We start from the raw sequence: 19,562 nt of genomic DNA on the forward strand, positions 1-19,562 counted from the left end.
TTAAGTGGTCCATTTGGAAACCATTTGGGTTAAATTAAAAACATAAGCCATGCCATCGTCTCAGCTTGTCCGCATTCTTCCTTTTGCCAACAGCCGGGCTCCGCTCTCAAAATACCAGAAGGCGTTCAACCGGCTTACAGAGCAGATTAGCCGCCTGGAACAGGACCTGGTGACAATCCGCCAGCTTACCTTAACCGTTCAGGAGCGCGTAGCCGCCAAATACGAGCCTTTGCTGGCTACTTACAACCAACACCGTGCCAGACTTGTCAGGCTGTACGACCGCGCCCATGATCGACCCGAAACCAGCCGACCGGAACAGCGGAAACTAGCCGAACTTATTTGTGAACTGGCCGGAGAGCTTGTCAGGCAATATGACCTGAATGAGCTACAGCCGATTCTCGACAAATATACCCATGCCGGATCGGACCGCCGTAAGAAGACCAGCGAACGTATTGACCGGTATACGTATTCGGAAGAATCGCAATCCGAGCAGAAGACCTCAGCCGAATCAGCCGAAACGCACTTCACATCGGCACGCCAGCAAAAGCGGGAAGCCCGGATTCAGGCAGAGGAACAGAACAGTACCAAAGCTGTACGAACGCTATACGTCGATCTGGTGAAAGCGTTTCACCCCGACCGGGAGCCCGACGAAGCCGAAAAGCTCCGAAAAACGACCATTATGCAGCGCGTAACCGAAGCCTACGAAAAAAGCAATCTACTGGCCCTGCTTCAGCTTCAACTGGAGTTAGATCACATCGACGAACGTCATCTGGAAAAGCTTGCCGACAGCCAGCTTCGCTATTACAACACCATTTTGCAGCAGCAGGCGGATGAACTGACGCAAACGCTGACTGAGTCAGTGAATCGGCTGGAGCGCCTGCTGGGTAAACCGATCCCAACTGGCGCGTCGATGGCACAACTCGAACAGTCACTGAATGCAGACATTAATGCGTTGAAGAAGAGCACAAATGCGTTGCGTAACCTGGTCAAGACCTTGTCAGATCCGGCTCAGCTAAAAGCCTGGCTGCAGGCTCAGGCAGGCTGATTAGGTAGTATTGACCCTAAAAAATAGCTCACACTCGCTAAAATACCGTTGTGTCTGCACATGCGCTTTTTTTCTACCTTGCTCCGAAAATGCCATTTTCTCGTTGCGTTATGTTTATTCGTCTCCTTGCCCTGATAACGCTGGTGATCGGGCTGGCGGCTTTCCTGAGCCGCGCCGATGAGTCAGCCGTTATTCGTATCAATCTGCTGGGTTACCGGCCTGATAGTCCGAAAATTGCCGTTTGGGGAAGCCTGACCGATCAGACCATAAGTCGCTTTGAACTGGTTGACGAACAAACGAATCAGGTGGTCTGGTCAGGTAAAGCCGGACGCTCGTTTGGTGCTTACGGCCCATTCCGGCAAAGTTACCGGCTCGACTTTTCGGCCTTTCGTCGGCCTGGCCGCTACTACGTACGTACCGCCGAAGGGGTTCGTTCACCCCTTGTCCGCATCGGCGAGGATGTGTACGACGGAGCGGCCGATTTCTGCCTGCGGTACATGCGTCAGCAACGTAGTGGATTCAACCCATTCCTGAACGATTCCTGCCATACGCACGATGGCTATACGTTGTATGGTCCCATGCCCGATAGTACTCATATTGACGCGTCGGGTGGCTGGCACGACGCATCCGATTACCTGCAATACGTAACGACCTCGGCCAATGCAGCCTATCACCTGCTGGCCGCGGCCCGCGACTTTCCGACAGCCTTCCGCGATCAGCATCAGGCAAACGGTCTTGCAGGCAGCAATGGCCACGCGGATGTGCTCGACGAAGCACGCTGGGGCCTCGACTGGCTCCTGAAAATGCACCCAACCGACGAGTGGCTGTTCAACCAGCTTGGCGACGACCGGGACCACGCAGGCATGCGGATCCCGAAAGAAGATAACTTCTACGGCAAAGGGTTTGAACGTCCGGTTTACTTCGCCAGCGGTCAGCCACAAGGTATGTTTAAGTACAAGAACCGGGCTACGGGCGTAGCGTCGACGGCGGGTAAAGTGAGCAGTGCCTTAGCCCTGGGTTACCAACTCTTGCGGGACCGGCAGCCCGATTACGCCGATAAGCTCTTAAAGCGATCGAAATCAGCGTATCAACTGGGCTTACAAAAGCCAGGTAACTGTCAGACTGCGCCGGGCCGCGCTCCTTACTTTTACGAAGAAGACAATTATACCGACGACATGGAGCTGGCGGCAGTTGAACAGCTTAATGCGACCAGCGCAACGGGCCAATCGGCGCAGACCCTCCAACAGACAGCACTGGCCTTTGCCCGGCAGGAGCCCGTTACGCCCTGGATTCTGAACGATACAGCCCGGCATTACCAGTGGTATCCCTTCGTGAATGTCGGCCATGCCGAGCTGGCCAAGCGGTTGCCAGCCAAGGAACGGAAGACCGTCACCGATTTTTACAAACAAGGCATTGAAGTCGTCTGGCAACGCGCCAAACAAAACGCGTTTTATCGGGGTGTGCCGTTTGTGTGGTGCAGCAATAACCTCACTACGTCTTTTGCTACGCAGTGCTTCTGGTACCGGCAACTCACGGGCGACCAGCGATACACTGCATTTGAACAGGCGAATTTCGACTGGCTGTTTGGCTGCAACCCGTGGGGCAGCAGCTTTGTCTACGGGCTTCCGGCGGGGGGCGATACACCGACCGATCCGCATTCGGCCTTCACCAATCTGAAACAATACCCAATTGATGGTGGCCTGGTCGACGGACCTGTGCGCGGAAGCATCTACAAAAACCTGATTGGCATAACGCTTCACGAGTCCGACGAATATGCCGCGTTTCAGAGCGACGTAGCGGTGTATCACGACGATTACGGCGACTACAGCACCAATGAGCCCACTATGGACGGTACCGCTTCGCTGATTTACCTGTTAGCAGCTAAGCAAGCGGAGAACCGCCCCTCGCCCAAGCCCGCCCTACGTAACACCAAACCCGTTCGCCAACGCGCCAGGCTAGGTCAGCAGTCGGGCGTGCGACAGGAGCCACAGGCGGCAAACCATCTCTTTTCAACCTATTTTAAAGGGGCTAAAATCCGCGGTGACACGACAGCACGGCGGATTGCCCTGGTCTTTACCGGCGACGAATACGCCGATGGTGGCCAACACATTGCCCGGACCCTCAGGAAGCATGGTGTCCGGGCTTCTTTTTTTCTGACGGGTCGTTTTCTGCGAAATCCGGATTTTACGGCGCTCGTCAGGCAACTACACCACGACGGTCATTACATCGGTCCGCATTCGGATCAGCACCTGCTGTACTGCGACTGGCAAAAGCGCGACAGCTTGCTCGTCAGCCAAGATCAGTTCGTTGCGGACTTGCGGACCAATTATGTTGCGCTTGCTACGTTCGGTATCAAATCGAGCAACGCTTCCCTCTTTTTGCCCCCGTACGAGTGGTACAACGACACTATTGCCCATTGGGCGCAAACGGAGGGCGTAACGTTGATCAATTACACGCCCGGCACGCTCAGCCACGCGGACTATACAACACCCGACGCACGTAACTACCGCAGCAGTGCCACCATTCTCCAGTCTATTCGCACGTACGAACAAAAGAGTTCAACCGGTCTGAACGGCTTCTTCCTATTAATGCACATTGGCACCGCCCCCGCCCGCACCGATAAGCTCTATCAGCATCTGGATACGTTCATCAGCGAGATGCGTAGCAAATCATACGAGTTTGTGCGCGCCGATGCGTTGTAAGTCAACGCCTGTTACGTAGTACCTACTCACCTGCCACAGCGAACCGTTGTCTGGCGTGTATGAGTGAATACAACGACACCATGCCAAATCCCACCATCAGCATGATGTGAAGAAAAAACATACGGAAGTCGTGGATATAAAACGCCAGCGCCAGCCCGCCCAGAAAATACAGGGCCAGCATCCCTTCCAGCACGGTTAGCCAGTTCACTTGTCGGCTGACGTATTTGTTGGCGGCCCAGCTGTCCTTTGCGGTTGTTACGTTGAATTTTGGCGTCCGGACAAAGGGCGTTTTACGGCCAATGTATCCTTCGATTACGGCAATGGTATTGTGCAGCGACAGGCCCATCATCAGGGAAGAATACATTGGAAAATACCACCCTAGTTTGGCCGGGCTTTCGCGGTTGAGCAACAAAAATGGGATGCCATAAAACGAAAGCAGAATGAGCAGATTGAACTGGAAGAGGTTGATCACGTAAAACACCCGTTCCCATTCGGGATGCTGACTTCGAATATAAATGAGCGGTACGCTCATTACGCCCAGCACAAGTACCAGAATGAACGTAGCGCTGCTGAACAGGTGAAAAAACGCGTGCAATTTCATCATGAGCGATACACCCGGTGTCCGCAGGACCTGAACAAAGAGTTTGCGGGCGCATTCGGCCGCGCCTTTCATCCAGCGGTACTGCTGCGATTTTATCGCGTTCATCGCTACGGGTAGCTCAGCCGGAGAGCCCACATCTTCCCGGTACACAAACTTCCACCCCCGCAACTGAGCGCGGTAGCTCAGGTCCAGATCTTCAGTCAACGTATCACTTTGCCACCCACCAGCGTCGGCAATGGCGATTTTCCGCCACACGCCCCCCGTTCCATTAAAATTGGCCAGGAAACCAGCCGCATACCGACCGCTTTGCTCAATGGTAAAATGAGCATTCAGTCCAAACGCCTGTAATTGGGTCATCAACGAAAAATCTTCGTTCAGGTGCTCCCAGCGGGTCTGTACGATCGCAACCTTAGGGTCGTTGAAGTGCGGGACGGTCTTGAGCAGAAAATCCGGATCAGGTACAAAGTCGGCGTCGAAGATGGCGATAAACTCTCCTTTGGCAAATTCAAGCCCGTACGCCAGCGCACCTGCCTTGAAGCCTTTCCGCTCGGGCCGACGGACGTGGGTTATATCGAAACCCTGGCGTTGGTACTCGTCAACTTTAGCGGCAATAATGTCGACCGTCTCGTCCGTCGAATCGTCTAAAACCTGAATATCGAGCTTGTTGGCTGGGTAGCGTAGCAAAACGACCGCGTCGATCAGGCGCTCGATTACGTAGAGTTCGTTATAAACGGGCAATTGTACTGTCACTCGCGGCAATGTATCCGGTGCGTTTATGTCGGCCAGCCGAATGGCGGATCGTCGCTTTTGTACGGACCGCAAATAAATGATAATCAGGCTTAGTTGACCGCAGTTGTACAGAAACAAAAGGAGTAATGTTAAGCCATATAGTGTAACAACTACAGTGTCCATATTGAATAAACATCAAAATCGTCGCGTTGAGTATAGCTTCGTTGAGGAGATAAAACCAGCTACTTTGCTCTTCAATTCGTATGCAGAAGAACCAGAACCCCCGGTTTTTGTTGCTAATTCTGAGCGTAGGCCGTTTGCCCAGGCTGAGCGGTCATACTTACTGATCCTGTTTAGTCTATATAATTCGTTCAGTTAAACGGACGTACCTGCCTACTAGCTCATGCCAAGCTGTAAAAGACGGCCTGAGTTTCCGATCCGATGCGTCCTGTTCTATAGGTACGTTGTTCAGTAAGGCACAGCGGCTGCTACGTATCGATCTGGCAAAAAAACGCTTATACTTGACGATGGAAATTTCATTTATTGGCGCGGGTAATCTCGCCTGGCATCTGGCTCCCGCACTCGAAAGTGCGGGGCACCACATCAACGAAGTCTACAGCCGCCAACTCCAGCACGCGCGTCAGCTGGTCAGCAACTTATACGATGCGCATACCCATTCCGACCTCAATTTTGCCGATAGCCCTTCCCGGCTGTTTATCCTGGCCGTTCCGGATGATACGCTCGATAGCGTCTGCTCCCGGCTCGTGCTACCCGAAGAGGCCATTCTTGTGCATACATCGGGCAGCCAATCGCTCTACGCTCTGGAGCAGTGGATGGCGATTTACAGTGATATTCCGGTTCAGACCGGCGTTTTCTACGCCTTGCAAACGTTCACAAAAGGGCAACCGTTTATGGTATTCGATGAGATTCCGCTTTGCCTGGAAGCGTCCGACAAAACGACCGAGGACGTACTGGTTCAGCTCGGCCAGGAGCTAAGCGATACGGTTTACTTAATTACGTCCGAAGAGCGTCGTTTGCTGCACGTTGGCGCTGTATTTGCCTGTAACTTTACCAACCATTTGTTTGCCATTGCTCACGAGCTGGTTACGGCAAACGGGTTAGAGTTTGATTTGTTACGTCCGCTCATTCAGGAAACGATCCGCAAAGGACTGGCGGCCGATAACCCGGCTACAGTCCAGACTGGACCGGCCCGGCGGGGGGATCTGACGACCATTGAGAGCCACCTTACCGTGCTTAATCAGCACCCGCAGTTGTCAGAGCTGTACCAGGTGCTGACACAAAGCATTCTTCGGCACTATAAGCGCTAATAGCCATTAAATGAAGATACTAGCCTTGTTACTATTTCATTGGCGCTAGCCGAAACGGCACATAACTTGTTATATACTCATGAATTTATTGTACTTTAGAGTTCAAAAGCTTACTCCTGTGTAACCAATCATAAACAACACAGGGTTATACAGGTGAACTGCCGAAATTCTTTCGGGGATTTCAAAGCATTGCCTAATTGTCGTCAATATGAATAAACTGGAACGGTTGGGTGCAAAATCCACTTCGCAGGGAGTTGGGCCGGAGACAGACCGCATTGCGCTGTACGACAAGTACGGCTCAATAGCATACGGGATTATCCTGCGCATTGTCCGTCAACCTGATGTAGCACAGCGCGTACTGGTCGAGATGTTTGCGTCGACGGAACTGCGAACGTCTACTACGATTACGGCCAATCCGGCTACTACAATTATCCGGATCGCCCGCGAAAAAGCCCTGGCGGCTCGACCCAGAGAATTACAGGATGCCCCTGTATCGGCAGACTCGAATTCAACGAAACACGAGAACCTCGGCGCACTTATTTTTGATCTGACGTTTTGTCAAGGGTACAAGCCTGAACGTGTTGCCGAAAAATTACAGATAACACATACGGATGTAATGAAAGCAATTCGGGATCATTTTGCCTATCTTCGTACCCGTTAAACACGTTATACGTTGAAGACCCATCAATATCTGACAAGCGGTATTCTGGAATCCTACCTGCTGAACCTGGCGTCTGATCAGGAGAAGGAGGAGGTAGAGCGTGTATTGACCGCTGATCCGGAGATTTTAGCAGAGCTGAATGAGCTCGAAACCGACATAGAGCAGTACTTCCTGAGCAACGCAGTTCCTCCCCCACCCAGCGTAAAAGAGGCTTTGATAAGACGTGTCGGCAACACGGAGGTTAAGAAGTGGAAACCTGCGGAGCATAAAGCCCCCCGCCAGGAAGATCCCGACCCTGAAGGCCCTCAGTATCTGGACGTCGAAATCAATGATACACACATTCGGGTACACAAATACTGGCGGCTTGCGTTCATTGCGGTATTTGTTTTATCGAAGATATTTCTTGTACTGGGCCTCTATTATTACTTCAAATCCTCCAGTATGGAGCAGGAGATTGACCGACTGAAAGCCGAGATGCACCAGTCGACATCAATGCCTCGCGGTGGCAACCCCTGAGTTGTCCTGTGTAACTACTTTTCATGAAACGAGTTCTCTGTAGTCTGGTCCTTTGTTTGGTGTATGGACTGCCTGCTGTAGCGCAATGGCGCTCACAAGTTGTCAACACCGACGCCAGTTTCCGGGCCGTAAGTGTGGCTAGTCCCGAAGTAATCTGGATTGGCGGTACGCAAGGCACCTTTGTGCGAACGGCGGACGGTGGCCAGACCTGGCAAACCGGTACGGTACCCGATGCCCAGACCTGCGATTTCAGGGATGTTCAGGCCGTAGATGCCCAAACCACTTATTTGATGAGTGCAGGCCCCGCCGAAAAAGGCCAGGCTCGCATTTATAAAACCCAAAACGGCGGGCAAACCTGGGCGTTGGTGTATCAGACACAGCAGCCCGGTGTGTTTTTCGATGGCATGGACTTCTGGGATAAGCAGCACGGCATCGTGTTCAGCGACCCAATCGATGGCAAGTGGTTCATCCTTACAACGGCCGATGGTGGCCAAACCTGGCAGCCTGTATCGCCAGCGGCCTTGCCCCTTATGCAGCCCGGCGAAGCTGCATTCGCGGCTAGCGGAACCAGCCTGGTCGTAGAGGGCAAGCAAAACGTCTGGATTGCCTCCGGCGGGGGTATAAACGGGCGGGTGTTTCGGTCAACCGACCGGGGCAAAAGCTGGAGCGTTACGTCGACGCCTTTGCCCGCTGGCGAAGCTACGGGCCTGTTCGGTCTGCAATTCTTCGGCAAAAAAATTGGGGTCGCCGTGGGTGGAAATTACAAGCAGGAACTGCAGCCCGGACCCAACGCAGCCATCACCCGCGACGGTGGCCAAACCTGGCAGTTACTCAACCCTACCGACCCACCCGGTCTGAAAGAAGCCGTTGCGCTGTTGCCCGGCGACCGACTGCTAACGGTTGGCCCTTCGGGCACAAGTCTCTCGGCTGATCAGGGGCAGACCTGGCAAAAACTGGATACCGACGGCTATCATTCCGTTGGTTGCGCCAAGGGCACCTGTTACGCAGTAGGCAGCAAGGGAAAAGTGAGTAAACAGGTGTTCAAGTAATCCCCATCGCCAGTTCTTCGTTGTTGTTCGTTGGTCATTTGCAGCTGGCTGCCAAATGACTTTATGTTCATCACAATCCATAGCCTGCTTTCGTCGTTATTCTGCCGTGTCGAACGATTAACCCACCTGGTTATACCTGTGAAAACGGCTTTATCCCTCTTCCTCATTCTACTGAGTGCAGTCCCCGTGAGTTCGCTGCGAGCCCAGCCTCACCAACAGCCATTTATCTGTAATTACACCGGCCGCAATGCCGGATCGGAAGTTATCTGCTCACCCACAACCGCGTCGAACGGCCACGCCGAACGCGTTGTCGATCGGATCCTCAGACCCATTGGCCTGATGCGGAATTTCAAGGTCATTGAGTGCTCGAATACTGATAATTGCTTCGCAACGGTGCTGAAAGGGCAACGCTTCATTGTGTATGATGCGGCCTTTATGCAAACCATCGAAGAAGAAACCGAAACGGACTGGTCCGCTATCAGCATCATGGCCCACGAAATCGGGCACCACCTGCAAGGTCACACCATCGACGGTCGGGGTGGTCAGCCTCAGAAAGAGATCGAAGCCGATAAGTTCTCGGGCTTCGTGCTGCACCAGTTAGGTGCTTCGCTGGAGGAATCGCTCGTGGCCGTGCGGGCCTTAGGTAACGAACGGGCCACGCCAACGCACCCCGCCAAACCCGCCCGAATTGACGCCATTCGGAAAGGCTGGCTGGAAGCCGAAGCGATGTATCCTAAAACGCGGGTTGCTGCGGGTAAACCGGCGGTAGCCATGGCTCCGAAGCCCATCAATACGAACACGACATCGGTAGCGGCTACCCGGCCGGTTGTTGCGCCCCAGGCTACGGCCCGGACAACAGTCGGCTGCGTATCGGGTGACTGTGAAGACGGAAAAGGCGTATTTGTTTACCCGACCCGCGAGCGTTACGTTGGCGAGTTTGAGGAAGGCGACAAACACGGCGAAGGCACAGAATACTACGCCGATGGGAAGCTCAAGTACAAAGGCAATTTCCGCGATAACCTGCGCGCTGACTACGGCGTGTATTATTATCGGAACGGGGATAAGTACATGGGCTGGTTTCAGAAGAACGTACCCAACGGAAAAGGAACGTATTATTTCGCCGATGGCGACCGTATTGTCGGCACATTTCTAAACGGGCAGCCCACCAGCAATGCCGCTCTTTACAACGCCGACGGCACTAAAGAACGGGGAGGCTTATAAAATCAATCGGCCGAGAAGGAAATATGTACCTTCTCGGCCGATTGACTAGAATGCCAGGATTGTCTTCTCGATTATATCGCAGGCTTCGTGCATTTGCTCTACGTTGATGACGAGCGGGGGCGCAAAACGGATTTTGTCGCCATGTGTAGGTTTGGTCAGCAAACCGTTGTCCTTTAGCTTTAAGCAAATTTCCCAGGCCGTTTCCTGGCCAAGATCGGGCCGCTCAGTAATGACGATGGCATTGAGCAAACCTTTACCCCGTACTGATTTAACGAGGTCGGTTTTCTCGCTCAAAGCAGTCATCCGGGATCGAAATACTTCGCCTATTGTCGCTGCGTTATCGGCCAGTTTCTCGTCTTCCACTACCCGAAGGGCTTCCATCGTTACGACGCAGGCTAGTGGGTTTCCTCCGTACGTACTGCCGTGTTCGCCAGGCTTGATGGTCAGCATCACCTCATCGGACGTCAGTACGGCCGAAACCGGCATGGTTCCGCCCGATAAGGCTTTTCCCAGCACGAGCAGATCAGGCTTTACTCCTTCGTGGTCGCAGGCTACGCGCTTTCCCGTTCGGCCGATGCCGGTCTGTACCTCATCAGCAATAAACAAAACGTTGTATTTTGTGCACAGCTCCCGAACGCCCCGCAGATACCCCTCATCGGGCACCACAACGCCCGCTTCACCCTGGATCGGTTCCACCATAAAGCCAGCAATATTTGGGTCAGCTTTAAACGTATCTTCCAGCGCATTCAAGTCATTATACGGAATAACGACGTAACCCGGCAGCAGCGGTCCAAAATCATTCGTACTGCTCGGGTCGGTCGACGACGAAATAGCCGCCAGTGTCCGCCCCCAGAAGTTACCCGCGGCATATACCGTTTTGGCCTGATTCTGGGGAACCCCTTTCACTTTATACGCCCATTTGCGGGTCAACTTCAGAGCAGTTTCTCCGCCCTCGGCCCCGGAGTTCATCAGCAGCGCCTTGTCGTAGCCGAAGTATTCGCAAAGAAATTTTTCGCAAAGGCCGGTTTTGTCGTTATAAAAGGCCCGTGACGTCAGGGTTAACTGCTGCGCCTGCTGAATCAGCGCGTTGATGATACGTGGATGGCAGTGCCCCTGGCTAACGGCGCTGTAGGCTGACAAAAAATCGAAATACCGTTTTCCGTCTACGTCCCAGACATGAACCCCTTCTCCCCGCGAGAGAACAGCCGGAATCGGGTGGTAATTATGAGCCCCGTAATTCCACTCTAATTGCATAGCCTGATCAGCGGCTGAGATAGGCCCCGTCTGGGTAAGGCTGGCCTGAATGGGCAGTGTTGTTTCCATAGCTGTAGCGAGAATTGGGTGAAAATGAGTCTGTCGATGAAGTAATTTACACCATTTACAACTAACTGCGTGAACAGTGCGTTTGGCCTCAAAAGTACGGCTTCTTCTACAGACGCACAAAACGATGCAATCCCACCCCCAGCACAAAAAGATTCCCGGCTTAGCCGACGAAGATTACTACTATACACCCGAAGGCTTTGTCGTATTTACGGCGGCCTATCACCTCAAACGCGGTTATTGCTGCAAAAATGGCTGCCGCCACTGCCCTTATGGATTCAAAAAAAAGTAACGAAGGGTTGCAGATTATGAATAATTTAGCCAAATTTGCGCCCTCATACGGAAAACGAGTACGGTAATGGCCAGAGTTTGTCAAATAACAGGAAAGCGCACGCGGACAGGAAACAATGTTTCCCACGCCAACAATAAAACAAAGCGTAAATTTTTCCCGAACCTGCAAAAGAAGCGGTTCTTCATCGAGTCAACAGGTGAGTGGGTTACGCTGAAAGTTGCTACGTCGGCAATCAAGACGATCAACAAAAACGGATTAGAAGCAACGCTTCGCAAGGCTCACGAGCGCGGTACGCTGTCGTTGTAGTCTTTCTAAAGATATTTGTCCGAGCCTCTTCCGTCTGGAGGAGGCTTTTTTGCGTTACATAGCCTGTTGTTCAATGGCATTGTTAGTGATTCGATGCCGTTCCGTGCGAATACAACGTAATGCCAGCGAACGACTGGTAATGACCACTACTAACTTTATAGATGAAACTGAATTTTGAAGACCTTATCGTTTTTGAAAACGACGATTACATACTCATCAATAAACCCCCTTACGTAGCCTCGCTCGACGAGCGAACAATCGACCGGGGTGGTCAGAGTATTCTGCGTATGGCTAAGGCGTATCATCCCGATGCGCAGCTCGGCCACCGGCTGGACAAAGAAACGTCGGGTGTCCTGGCCATCGCCAAGAACCCCGATGCGTATCGCCATCTGGCTATGCAGTTCGAACACCGGGAGGTTACCAAACGCTACCACGCGGTCACGAACGGGGTGCATAATTTTGAAGGGATTTCGGTCTATCTGCCTATCTCGCCCATCAAGGATGGAACCGCGGTCCGGATTGACCGGGAGAAGGGAAAGGTTGCCGAAACGATTTTCAATACGTTACAGGCTTTCCGCACAACGACGCTGGTAGAGTGCATGCCCATTACGGGACGGATGCACCAGATTCGGGTTCACCTGATGTGCCTGAAAGCACCCATCGTGTATGATGCTACGTATGGTGGCGAGCCGGTTTACCTCTCCGAAGTCAAACGCAAATTCAATCTGAAGCAGGGAACAGAGGAGTTGCCGCTCATTCAGCGGGTGGCGCTTCACGCTCATTCACTTACATTTACCTTGCCGAATGGCGATGAGCAGACGTTTGTAGCTCCGTATCCCAAAGACTTTGGGGTACTGGTAAAGCAGTTGGAGAAGTTCAGTTAGTAAGTTGTGGCCGGAGAGCCGCTTCTTTCGTTCCGGACTTACTAACTTACCGACTTATTCACTTACCCATTCGCAATATGTTCGTTCATACTGTTTTCTTCTGGCTTAAGCACCCCGAAAGCCAGGATGACCGTACCGCTTTAGGAGCCGGGCTTGAATCCCTAAAAGGTGTCAAAGACATCTCGGCCGCTTATATCGGTACACCTGCTGAAACCCGCCGACCGGTTATCGATCACTCGTACGATTACTCGATAACGTTCGTTTTTGAAGACAAGGTCGCACACGATGCGTACCAGGAGCATCCGGTTCATCTGGAGTTTGTGGCCGAGTGCAGCCACCTCTGGGAACGCGTTCAGGTATATGATGCTGTAGGAAAACAGTAATCAGGAGCTAGGAGCGGGAAGTGAGGAGTTCAATAAGCTCACCTCCCGCTTCGCCCTGCTGATTATTCACTTACACCATCACTTCGATCTTCATCTCCATATTGCCTTTGACGGCTTTCGAGTATGGGCAAACCGCATGAGCTGTTTCGGCCAGTTGCTGGAGCTGATCCTTATCCATGTGTGGCGCCTTCACGGTAATTTTGCCCGACAGGAACATGTTGTTACCATCCTTATTGAGTGATATACTCACTTCGACGGCATGTTCGGGCAGTATGACTTTCCGACGTTCGGCAACAGCCATGAGTGCGCCGTTGTAACAGGAGCTGTAGGCTGCAGCAAACAACATCTCGGGGTTAGCGGCTCCACCCTCGCCGTGCATTTCAACGGGGCGCCGAACGGTTAACTCCAGATTTCCATCAAGCGACTTTACGTCACCTTCTCGCCCACCGACATTACTTACGGTGGCGGTATACACAGTTTCTGCCATATACGTTTAAGTTAGTGGGTACCGTGTAGAATAGAGGCTAAATTCTTCATCCTTCATTGGTACACGTGTACATCCTGAAGTGTAAACCCGAATCGGCCAACTTGTTCACCAGATTTTTGGTGACCAGCAGCTTTTTATCGGATCAGGCAACGTAATGCCCGCTCAACTGGTCTTTATATCCGCCGAATTGGTTATATTTAATAACCCCTTGTTCGAAACAGAAAGGCAGGATAGTTGCGGGGTAAACCCCGTACTGGGCGTACGAAACCGGTGTATCGAGAGTTGACGGACATTCCACCGTTTTAAACTACCTTTGTCTTAGGCCGTTATTAGCCGTAAGCCGCAATAGAACAAGGGAAGCCACGTTTTTTGCTAAATACGCATCTCAACACGCTGACCAGCATGAATGTTACGCATAAATTTTACCGCAACTGGCAGTGCCCCGGACGGATGGGCGGATTTATTCTGGCCCTTTGGCTGATTACTACTCCTGGTTTATCGCAGCGCAAACGCGAAAAAGCCGATCCGAAGGCGGGTACCACGCTGGCCAAAGCGGCATCTACGACCACAACACGTATCGAAGCCGAAACTCAGTTTACGGAAGGCATCCGTTACCTGATGACTGACGAGCCAACGAAGGCCATTACGCAGTTCACCAAGGTTTTACAGAAAGACCCCAACAACGCAGCGGCTCAGTATTCAACGGCCAACGCGATGCTGAAAACAGGCAGGATTGCCGAAGCCATACCATACGCTGCGAAAGCGTATTCGCTGGCCAGGGACAACAAATTTTATGCGCTGCTGCTGGCCGAACTCTATGTAAAACAGAAGCGCTACGGTGAAGCGGAGGAACTCTACGAAAATCTGCTGAAAAAAGGTTCTGACAACGCTGAGTACGGGGTTGAACTGGCGGCTATCTACCTGTTTGACGACAAACCTGACAAAGCGCTGGATGCCTACAGCCGGGTGGAGCGCGAGCTTGGTTTAAACGAAGAGATTACCCGTCAGAAACAACGGATCTATCTTAAGCAAAACAAGATCGACAAGGCAATTGAAGAGGCCGAAAAACTGGTCGCATCGGAGCCCGGCGATCCGGATTATCTGCTCGAAGGGGCTGAACTGCTCATCGCCAACGACCGGGCCGATCAGGCCATCGGCTGGATTGACCGCGCTCTTAAATTAAATACTGATTTGCCCCAGGCTCACGTATTACTCGCCGACATTTACCGCAAAAAAGGCGACATGGCGCGCGTGACCAAAGAGCTTAATCAGGTATTTGCGAACCCCAACCTGGAAGCAGGCCTGAAAGCACGTATTCTATCCAGCTACGCTGGCATGACGAGCGAAAATCCGAACGCCCAACAAGATGCCTTAAAAATGGCGCAGGACCTGGCTAAATCCAATCCTGGCGATCCGAAATCGCAGATTATGGTGGCCGATCTGCTCATGCAGCAAGGCAAAAAAGTAGAATCCCGCGATGCCTATGCCCGGGCGGCCCGGCTCGACGGCTCCGTCTACGAAGTATGGGAAGCCCTGTTACAACTGGATAGCGAGCTGAATCAGGTGGACAGCCTCCTCGAACACTCGCAGAAGGCGCTTGAAGTGTTTCCGACGCAAGGCTTATTCTGGTACTCGAATGGGGCAGCTCATCTGATGAAACGTCAGTATCAGCAGGCAGTCGACGCCCTCGAAGAAAGCCAGAAGTTACTGGCCGCTACGTCGAATACGCAATTAAAAAATGGGCTGAACGCTCAGTTGGGCGACGCGTATAATGGACTCGGCGATCATGCCAAATCGGATGAAGCGTATGAAGCTGTTTTAAAGGTCGACCCGCTGAACGATCACGTGCTCAATAATTACAGCTACTTTCTGTCGCTGCGGAAAGCCAACCTGCCGCGAGCCGCGCAGCTGGCCCAGAAACTAGTAGAACGCCATCCAACGAACGCAACTTACCTCGATACGTATGCCTGGGTATTATACGTGTCGAAGGATTACGCCAAAGCCCGGCAGTATCTGGAGAAAGCAATCGCTGATCCGGCGGGAGCGAGTGGCACGATCATCGAACACTACGGCGACGTTCTGTATCAGCTTGGCCAGCCCGATAAAGCGCTGGAGCAGTGGAAAAAAGCAAAAGCAAAAGGTGGAGCCAGCCCCGATCTTGACAAAAAAATTGCCAGCGGAAAGTTGTAAACCGGTTTTGGCCGACGGTCTGGGGCAGGCAGTAACTTATGCCGGAGCGTAGCACCTGGCACGTAGCTGCCTTATCCGGTTCCTAAAGCGGTAAACTACCTAAATGAATAGATACCTGTTCGTAACCTTTTTAGTAGGCACATCATTATACTGGTCGGGTTGTCGGCGCAGTCAGTTAACCTCCCCCTCTCATTCAATACCGGCATCGGTGCCCTCGGTTGTAAGCAAGGCCGATTCAGCTAAACCGGATACGCTGGCGGCCATTCGGCCCAGTCGTCTGCCCGACTCCACAGCCGCCAGCAAGCCAAACCGTCCGGGCATCGAAGAGGCCCGCGCCAATGTAGCCGAGATTGACTTTCAGTACCTGACGGCCAAGTCAAAGATTTCGTTTAAAGGGCCCGAGCAGGATATTGACAATGCAAACATCAACATTCGGGTACGTAAAGACAGTCTGATCTGGCTGTCGGTGTCAAAGCTTGGCATCGAAGCGGTACGTGGGCTCATCACCAGAGACTCGATCGTCATCATTGACAAAATCCACAAAGAGTATTCGGTCTACGATTTTCCGACCTTGAGCCGCCAATTTAATTTTAATATGAATTTTGAGTTGCTGCAAGCCTTGATTGTCGGTAATTTACCGTTACCAAAACGCCCCGCTCAGAAGATCAAGAATGAACGGGATTATCTGCTGTTACGTCAGAGTGAAGGCAAAGTATTGGTCGAGAACTACATTGGTGAGCAGGATCGTAAACTCAAGAAGTTGATGGTGACTGAGCAACCCACGAAAAACACCCTTCGGCTGGACTACGAAGATTTCACGTCGCTCAACAATTTTCTGTTCCCATACACGAGTCTGGTAACGCTCGATTATAAATCGAAGACTGACGGTCAGTTTTATCAGACCTTGCTTCGCATTAAGCACAGTAAGGTAGAATTAGTTGACAAGAGTCCGGGGTTTCCGTTTACCATTCCGTCGACGTATCAACGTCGGCAGTAAGTTTATTTGTTGGTTCATTTATGCACTCCATTTTTTTGCATTCTTCTTTTCTTGTCCGGGGGCTTCTCATCAGCCTGGCCCTCGCTGGCCTGTTGCTTACGCCAGCATCAGCCCAGCAGACTCAGCGGAATCGACAGGTGCTGGAAAAAGAGAAAAAGCAGAATCTGGAAAAGATGAACCAGATCCGGACCATCTTAAAACAGACGGCTTCTGAAAAACAGGTAGGCATCGGGCAGCTGAAGGCATTGAACCAACAGATTCAGGCGCAATCGCAGCAAATTGGTCTGCTCAACAAAGACCTCCGGCTAACCGAGACCGAAATCACCGAACTTCGTCAGGCCAGTAAGTCGCTGGCCCGCGATCTGGACAAGCTGAGAGACGAATACGGGTCAATGATTTACGCAGCTGAAAAACGGCGGCAGCAGGTTAACCCACTCGGTTTCTTGTTTGCCTCCGACAATTTTAACCAGCTGGTTGCCCGTTACCGCTATTTACGCCAGTATTCCGACGCCCGCCAAAGTCAGGTTCGCCAGATGAATAACGTGCAGACGATGCTGCAGGGTAAGCAGGTCGCCACCCAGCGCAAACGTCAGCAGCAGCAGAGCACACTGACCACAAAGCTGACCGAAACAAAAAAGCTGGAAACTCTGAAAGAAGAAAAAAATCAGGTTGTCCAGGAACTGGGGCAGAAAGAAACGGAGCTTCGGGCTGAATTGGCCGAAAGTCGGCGGGCGATTAACCGGTTGGAAGCCATGATCACGCGCATCATTGTGCGCGAGGCTAAGGAGCGGGCAGAGCGGGAAGCCCGCGAACGCGCCGAACGGGAGCGGCTGGCCCGAATTGAAGCCGCCCGGAAAGCCGCTGAACGTGCCGAGCGCAAACGGGCGGAAGAAGCCATTGCTGCCGCTGAAAAAGCCGGGGAGAAACCCGCCCCCGCTGACGTAGCCAAAGTCGAAAAGCCCGTTGAACCAGAACCCGCCCCGACAAAGCCGGACGAACGACGTAACAACAACCTCAACGATGAAGAAACGGCCCTGGCTTCGTCGTTTACGGCTTCGCGGGCTCATTTGCCCTGGCCTGTTTCCAAGGGGTTCATCTCTGACCGCTTCGGCCGGAAACCGCATCCCGTTCTGAAAGGTATCTACGTCGAAAACCAGGGAATTGATATTCAAACGAATGCGGGCGAGAGCGTCCGTACGGTATACGATGGCATTGTTCAGGACGTAACCAGCATGCCGGGCATGAATAACGTAGTAGCCATTCAACACGGTGATTATTTTACGGTGTACGCCAAGCTACGTAGCGTATCGGTCCGGGCGGGTCAGCGCGTAAAAGCCCGCGAACATATCGGCACGGTGGCCACCGATAAAAATGGCGTGTCGGAAATCCAATTCCAGATCTGGAAAGAATTCACCAAACTCAACCCCGAGTCGTGGTTGATACACCGGTAAAGGACGTCATACACAAGCAATAAGTTACTTACTTGTGTGGATCGGAGCCTAATTCACCAGTCTGTCCAAGTTATTTTGCTGCGTATGTAGTTGCTAATGCCAGGAAGCAATATTCGGTTGATAGCCAATTTTGTAAATCGGATATTCCAATCCGTAAAACAGGTCTTAGGAGTGACTGGTGGCTAAGGACCGTTTCGCTAAACTGGTATCTGATGAAAATTTTAAAACTATTTCGAACATTCTCTGCTTCCAGTTCGCTCAGCGGGCTGATGCTGATGGGTAGCGTCATTCTAGCGTTGATCGTCGCCAACTCTCCTTTAGGGTCTGCATACGAGCGTATACTGACGCACACCATCGGATTTGATGGCGCGGGCCTAGACCTGAATTATTCCCTGTTGACCTGGATCAACGATGGCCTGATGGCCGTATTTTTCCTGATGGTTGGCCTGGAAATTAAACGCGAGTTGGTAGAGGGAGAGTTATCATCTTTCAAAAAAGCGGCCTTACCTATTCTGGCCGCTCTCGGCGGGTTTATTGTACCTGCGCTGCTTTATTTTCTGCTCAATCGGGGAACGACCACTGTAGTCGGCTGGGGCATTCCGATGGCTACCGATATTGCCTTCGCGCTGGCCATTATCACAGTACTGGGCAAACGGGTTCCGGTTTCACTTAAAGTGTTTATGGCAGCACTGGCCATTGTTGATGATCTATGCGCGATTTTGGTCATTGCCCTATTCTACTCCACAGAATTACACACACTGTATTTAGCGCTTGCAGGGGGTGTTTTTGCGCTGCTGGTGATTTTTAACCGCATGGGCATAAAGCACCTGTCCTTTTACCTGGTTCCAGGCCTGATAATGTGGTATTTGGTTCACCACTCCGGCATTCATGCCACCATTGCCGGTGTGCTGACCGCCTTGACGCTGCCTACAACACCAGATGACACTGAATCACCTCTGGAAAAGCTGGAACACGCCTTATTAAAGCCCGTGAATTTTATCATCATGCCACTGTTCGCCCTGGCTAATACAAATATCAGATTTGAACCAGGCATGATGCATGGCCTGGCAACGCCAATGGGGCTGGGAATTCTGCTGGGGTTGGTGATTGGCAAGCCGCTGGGCATCTCACTCTTCTCCTGGGCAGCGGTGAAGCTGGGCTTGGGCACACTGCCAACGGCTGCGCGGTGGGGACACATTCTGGGCGTGGGTATTCTGGGAGGAATCGGCTTTACAATGTCAATTTTTATTGCCCTGCTTTCTTTCCCGGATCAGGAAGCGATCTCATCAAAAGCAAAATTCGCCGTACTGACCGCATCGATTCTGTCGGGCATGGCTGGGTACGTAATTCTGAGAACAGTAGGTAAGGGGAAAGTATTTACCGAAACGGATGAATAACAG

18 protein-coding genes are annotated in these 19,562 nt (G+C 52.2%); 15 read left to right on the plus strand and 3 right to left on the minus strand.

Features of this window, described 5'->3' with window-relative positions:
* Window positions 1–49: 49 nt before the first annotated feature.
* On the plus strand, window positions 50–1,045 hold the full coding sequence (locus tag ACYVBJ_RS03390) for a hypothetical protein (RefSeq protein ID WP_460980894.1): 996 nt from the start codon (window positions 50–52) through the stop codon (window positions 1,043–1,045).
* Between the two features lie 110 nt (window positions 1,046–1,155).
* Window positions 1,156–3,747: a glycoside hydrolase family 9 protein gene (locus ACYVBJ_RS03395; protein WP_460980895.1), complete on the plus strand. Its 2,592-nt coding sequence runs from the start codon at window positions 1,156–1,158 to the stop codon at window positions 3,745–3,747.
* Between the two features lie 22 nt (window positions 3,748–3,769).
* Here the strand turns inward: ACYVBJ_RS03395 and ACYVBJ_RS03400 are convergent, their stop codons facing one another.
* Window positions 3,770–5,260, minus strand: a complete 1,491-nt coding sequence (locus tag ACYVBJ_RS03400; RefSeq protein WP_460980896.1) for a cellulose synthase family protein — start codon at window positions 5,258–5,260, stop codon at window positions 3,770–3,772.
* Window positions 5,261–5,604: 344 nt separating this feature from the next.
* Between ACYVBJ_RS03400 and ACYVBJ_RS03405 the strand changes: the two genes are divergently transcribed.
* The 5 genes from ACYVBJ_RS03405 to ACYVBJ_RS03425 all read left to right on the plus strand — a co-directional run bounded on the left by ACYVBJ_RS03405 (window position 5,605) and on the right by ACYVBJ_RS03425 (window position 9,852).
* Window positions 5,605–6,405 carry a Rossmann-like and DUF2520 domain-containing protein gene (locus ACYVBJ_RS03405; protein ID WP_460980897.1) on the plus strand — a complete coding sequence of 267 codons (801 nt, stop codon included), beginning with the start codon at window positions 5,605–5,607 and terminating at the stop codon, window positions 6,403–6,405.
* Between the two features lie 208 nt (window positions 6,406–6,613).
* Complete coding sequence (locus tag ACYVBJ_RS03410) at window positions 6,614–7,066, plus strand: hypothetical protein (RefSeq protein WP_460980898.1); 453 nt, start codon at window positions 6,614–6,616, stop codon at window positions 7,064–7,066.
* 12 nt (window positions 7,067–7,078) lie between these two features.
* Entirely contained in the window at window positions 7,079–7,582 is a 504-nt protein-coding gene (locus ACYVBJ_RS03415; RefSeq protein ID WP_460980899.1) for a hypothetical protein, read from the plus strand.
* 23 nt (window positions 7,583–7,605) lie between these two features.
* The gene (locus tag ACYVBJ_RS03420; protein WP_460980900.1) at window positions 7,606–8,631 is read left to right on the plus strand and encodes a WD40/YVTN/BNR-like repeat-containing protein; all 1,026 of its coding nucleotides are present in this window, start codon (window positions 7,606–7,608) and stop codon (window positions 8,629–8,631) included.
* A gap of 138 nt (window positions 8,632–8,769) precedes the next feature.
* Window positions 8,770–9,852: a M48 family metalloprotease gene (locus tag ACYVBJ_RS03425; protein ID WP_460980901.1), complete on the plus strand. Its 1,083-nt coding sequence runs from the start codon at window positions 8,770–8,772 to the stop codon at window positions 9,850–9,852.
* Window positions 9,853–9,897: 45 nt separating this feature from the next.
* Here the strand turns inward: ACYVBJ_RS03425 and rocD are convergent, their stop codons facing one another.
* A complete protein-coding gene (gene rocD, locus ACYVBJ_RS03430) occupies window positions 9,898–11,175 on the minus strand; it encodes an ornithine--oxo-acid transaminase (protein ID WP_460980902.1) in 1,278 nt (425 codons plus the stop codon).
* A gap of 124 nt (window positions 11,176–11,299) precedes the next feature.
* Between rocD and ACYVBJ_RS03435 the strand changes: the two genes are divergently transcribed.
* From ACYVBJ_RS03435 to ACYVBJ_RS03450, 4 genes are all read left to right on the plus strand, one after another.
* Entirely contained in the window at window positions 11,300–11,464 is a 165-nt protein-coding gene (locus ACYVBJ_RS03435) for a DUF5522 domain-containing protein (protein WP_460974455.1), read from the plus strand.
* 66 nt (window positions 11,465–11,530) lie between these two features.
* Window positions 11,531–11,770 (plus strand): 50S ribosomal protein L28, encoded by a 240-nt coding sequence (rpmB, locus tag ACYVBJ_RS03440; RefSeq protein ID WP_460974454.1) that lies wholly within the window; start codon window positions 11,531–11,533, stop codon window positions 11,768–11,770.
* A gap of 161 nt (window positions 11,771–11,931) precedes the next feature.
* Window positions 11,932–12,654: an RluA family pseudouridine synthase gene (locus ACYVBJ_RS03445; protein WP_460980903.1), complete on the plus strand. Its 723-nt coding sequence runs from the start codon at window positions 11,932–11,934 to the stop codon at window positions 12,652–12,654.
* Window positions 12,655–12,731: 77 nt separating this feature from the next.
* Window positions 12,732–13,037, plus strand: a complete 306-nt coding sequence (locus ACYVBJ_RS03450) for a Dabb family protein (RefSeq protein WP_460980904.1) — start codon at window positions 12,732–12,734, stop codon at window positions 13,035–13,037.
* 70 nt (window positions 13,038–13,107) lie between these two features.
* Here ACYVBJ_RS03450 and ACYVBJ_RS03455 read toward each other — a convergent pair whose 3' ends face one another.
* A complete protein-coding gene (locus ACYVBJ_RS03455; RefSeq protein WP_460980905.1) occupies window positions 13,108–13,524 on the minus strand; it encodes an Ohr family peroxiredoxin in 417 nt (138 codons plus the stop codon).
* Window positions 13,525–13,926: 402 nt separating this feature from the next.
* Between ACYVBJ_RS03455 and ACYVBJ_RS03460 the strand changes: the two genes are divergently transcribed.
* The 4 genes from ACYVBJ_RS03460 to nhaA all read left to right on the plus strand — a co-directional run bounded on the left by ACYVBJ_RS03460 (window position 13,927) and on the right by nhaA (window position 19,559).
* The gene (locus tag ACYVBJ_RS03460; RefSeq protein ID WP_460980906.1) at window positions 13,927–15,714 is read left to right on the plus strand and encodes a tetratricopeptide repeat protein; all 1,788 of its coding nucleotides are present in this window, start codon (window positions 13,927–13,929) and stop codon (window positions 15,712–15,714) included.
* Window positions 15,715–15,817: 103 nt separating this feature from the next.
* Entirely contained in the window at window positions 15,818–16,711 is an 894-nt protein-coding gene (locus ACYVBJ_RS03465) for a DUF4292 domain-containing protein (protein ID WP_460980907.1), read from the plus strand.
* Between the two features lie 20 nt (window positions 16,712–16,731).
* Complete coding sequence (locus tag ACYVBJ_RS03470) at window positions 16,732–18,162, plus strand: murein hydrolase activator EnvC family protein (RefSeq protein ID WP_460980908.1); 1,431 nt, start codon at window positions 16,732–16,734, stop codon at window positions 18,160–18,162.
* A gap of 212 nt (window positions 18,163–18,374) precedes the next feature.
* On the plus strand, window positions 18,375–19,559 hold the full coding sequence (gene nhaA, locus ACYVBJ_RS03475) for a Na+/H+ antiporter NhaA (protein WP_460980909.1): 1,185 nt from the start codon (window positions 18,375–18,377) through the stop codon (window positions 19,557–19,559).
* Window positions 19,560–19,562: the final 3 nt, after the last annotated feature.

Source organism: Spirosoma fluminis (assembly GCF_054778895.1).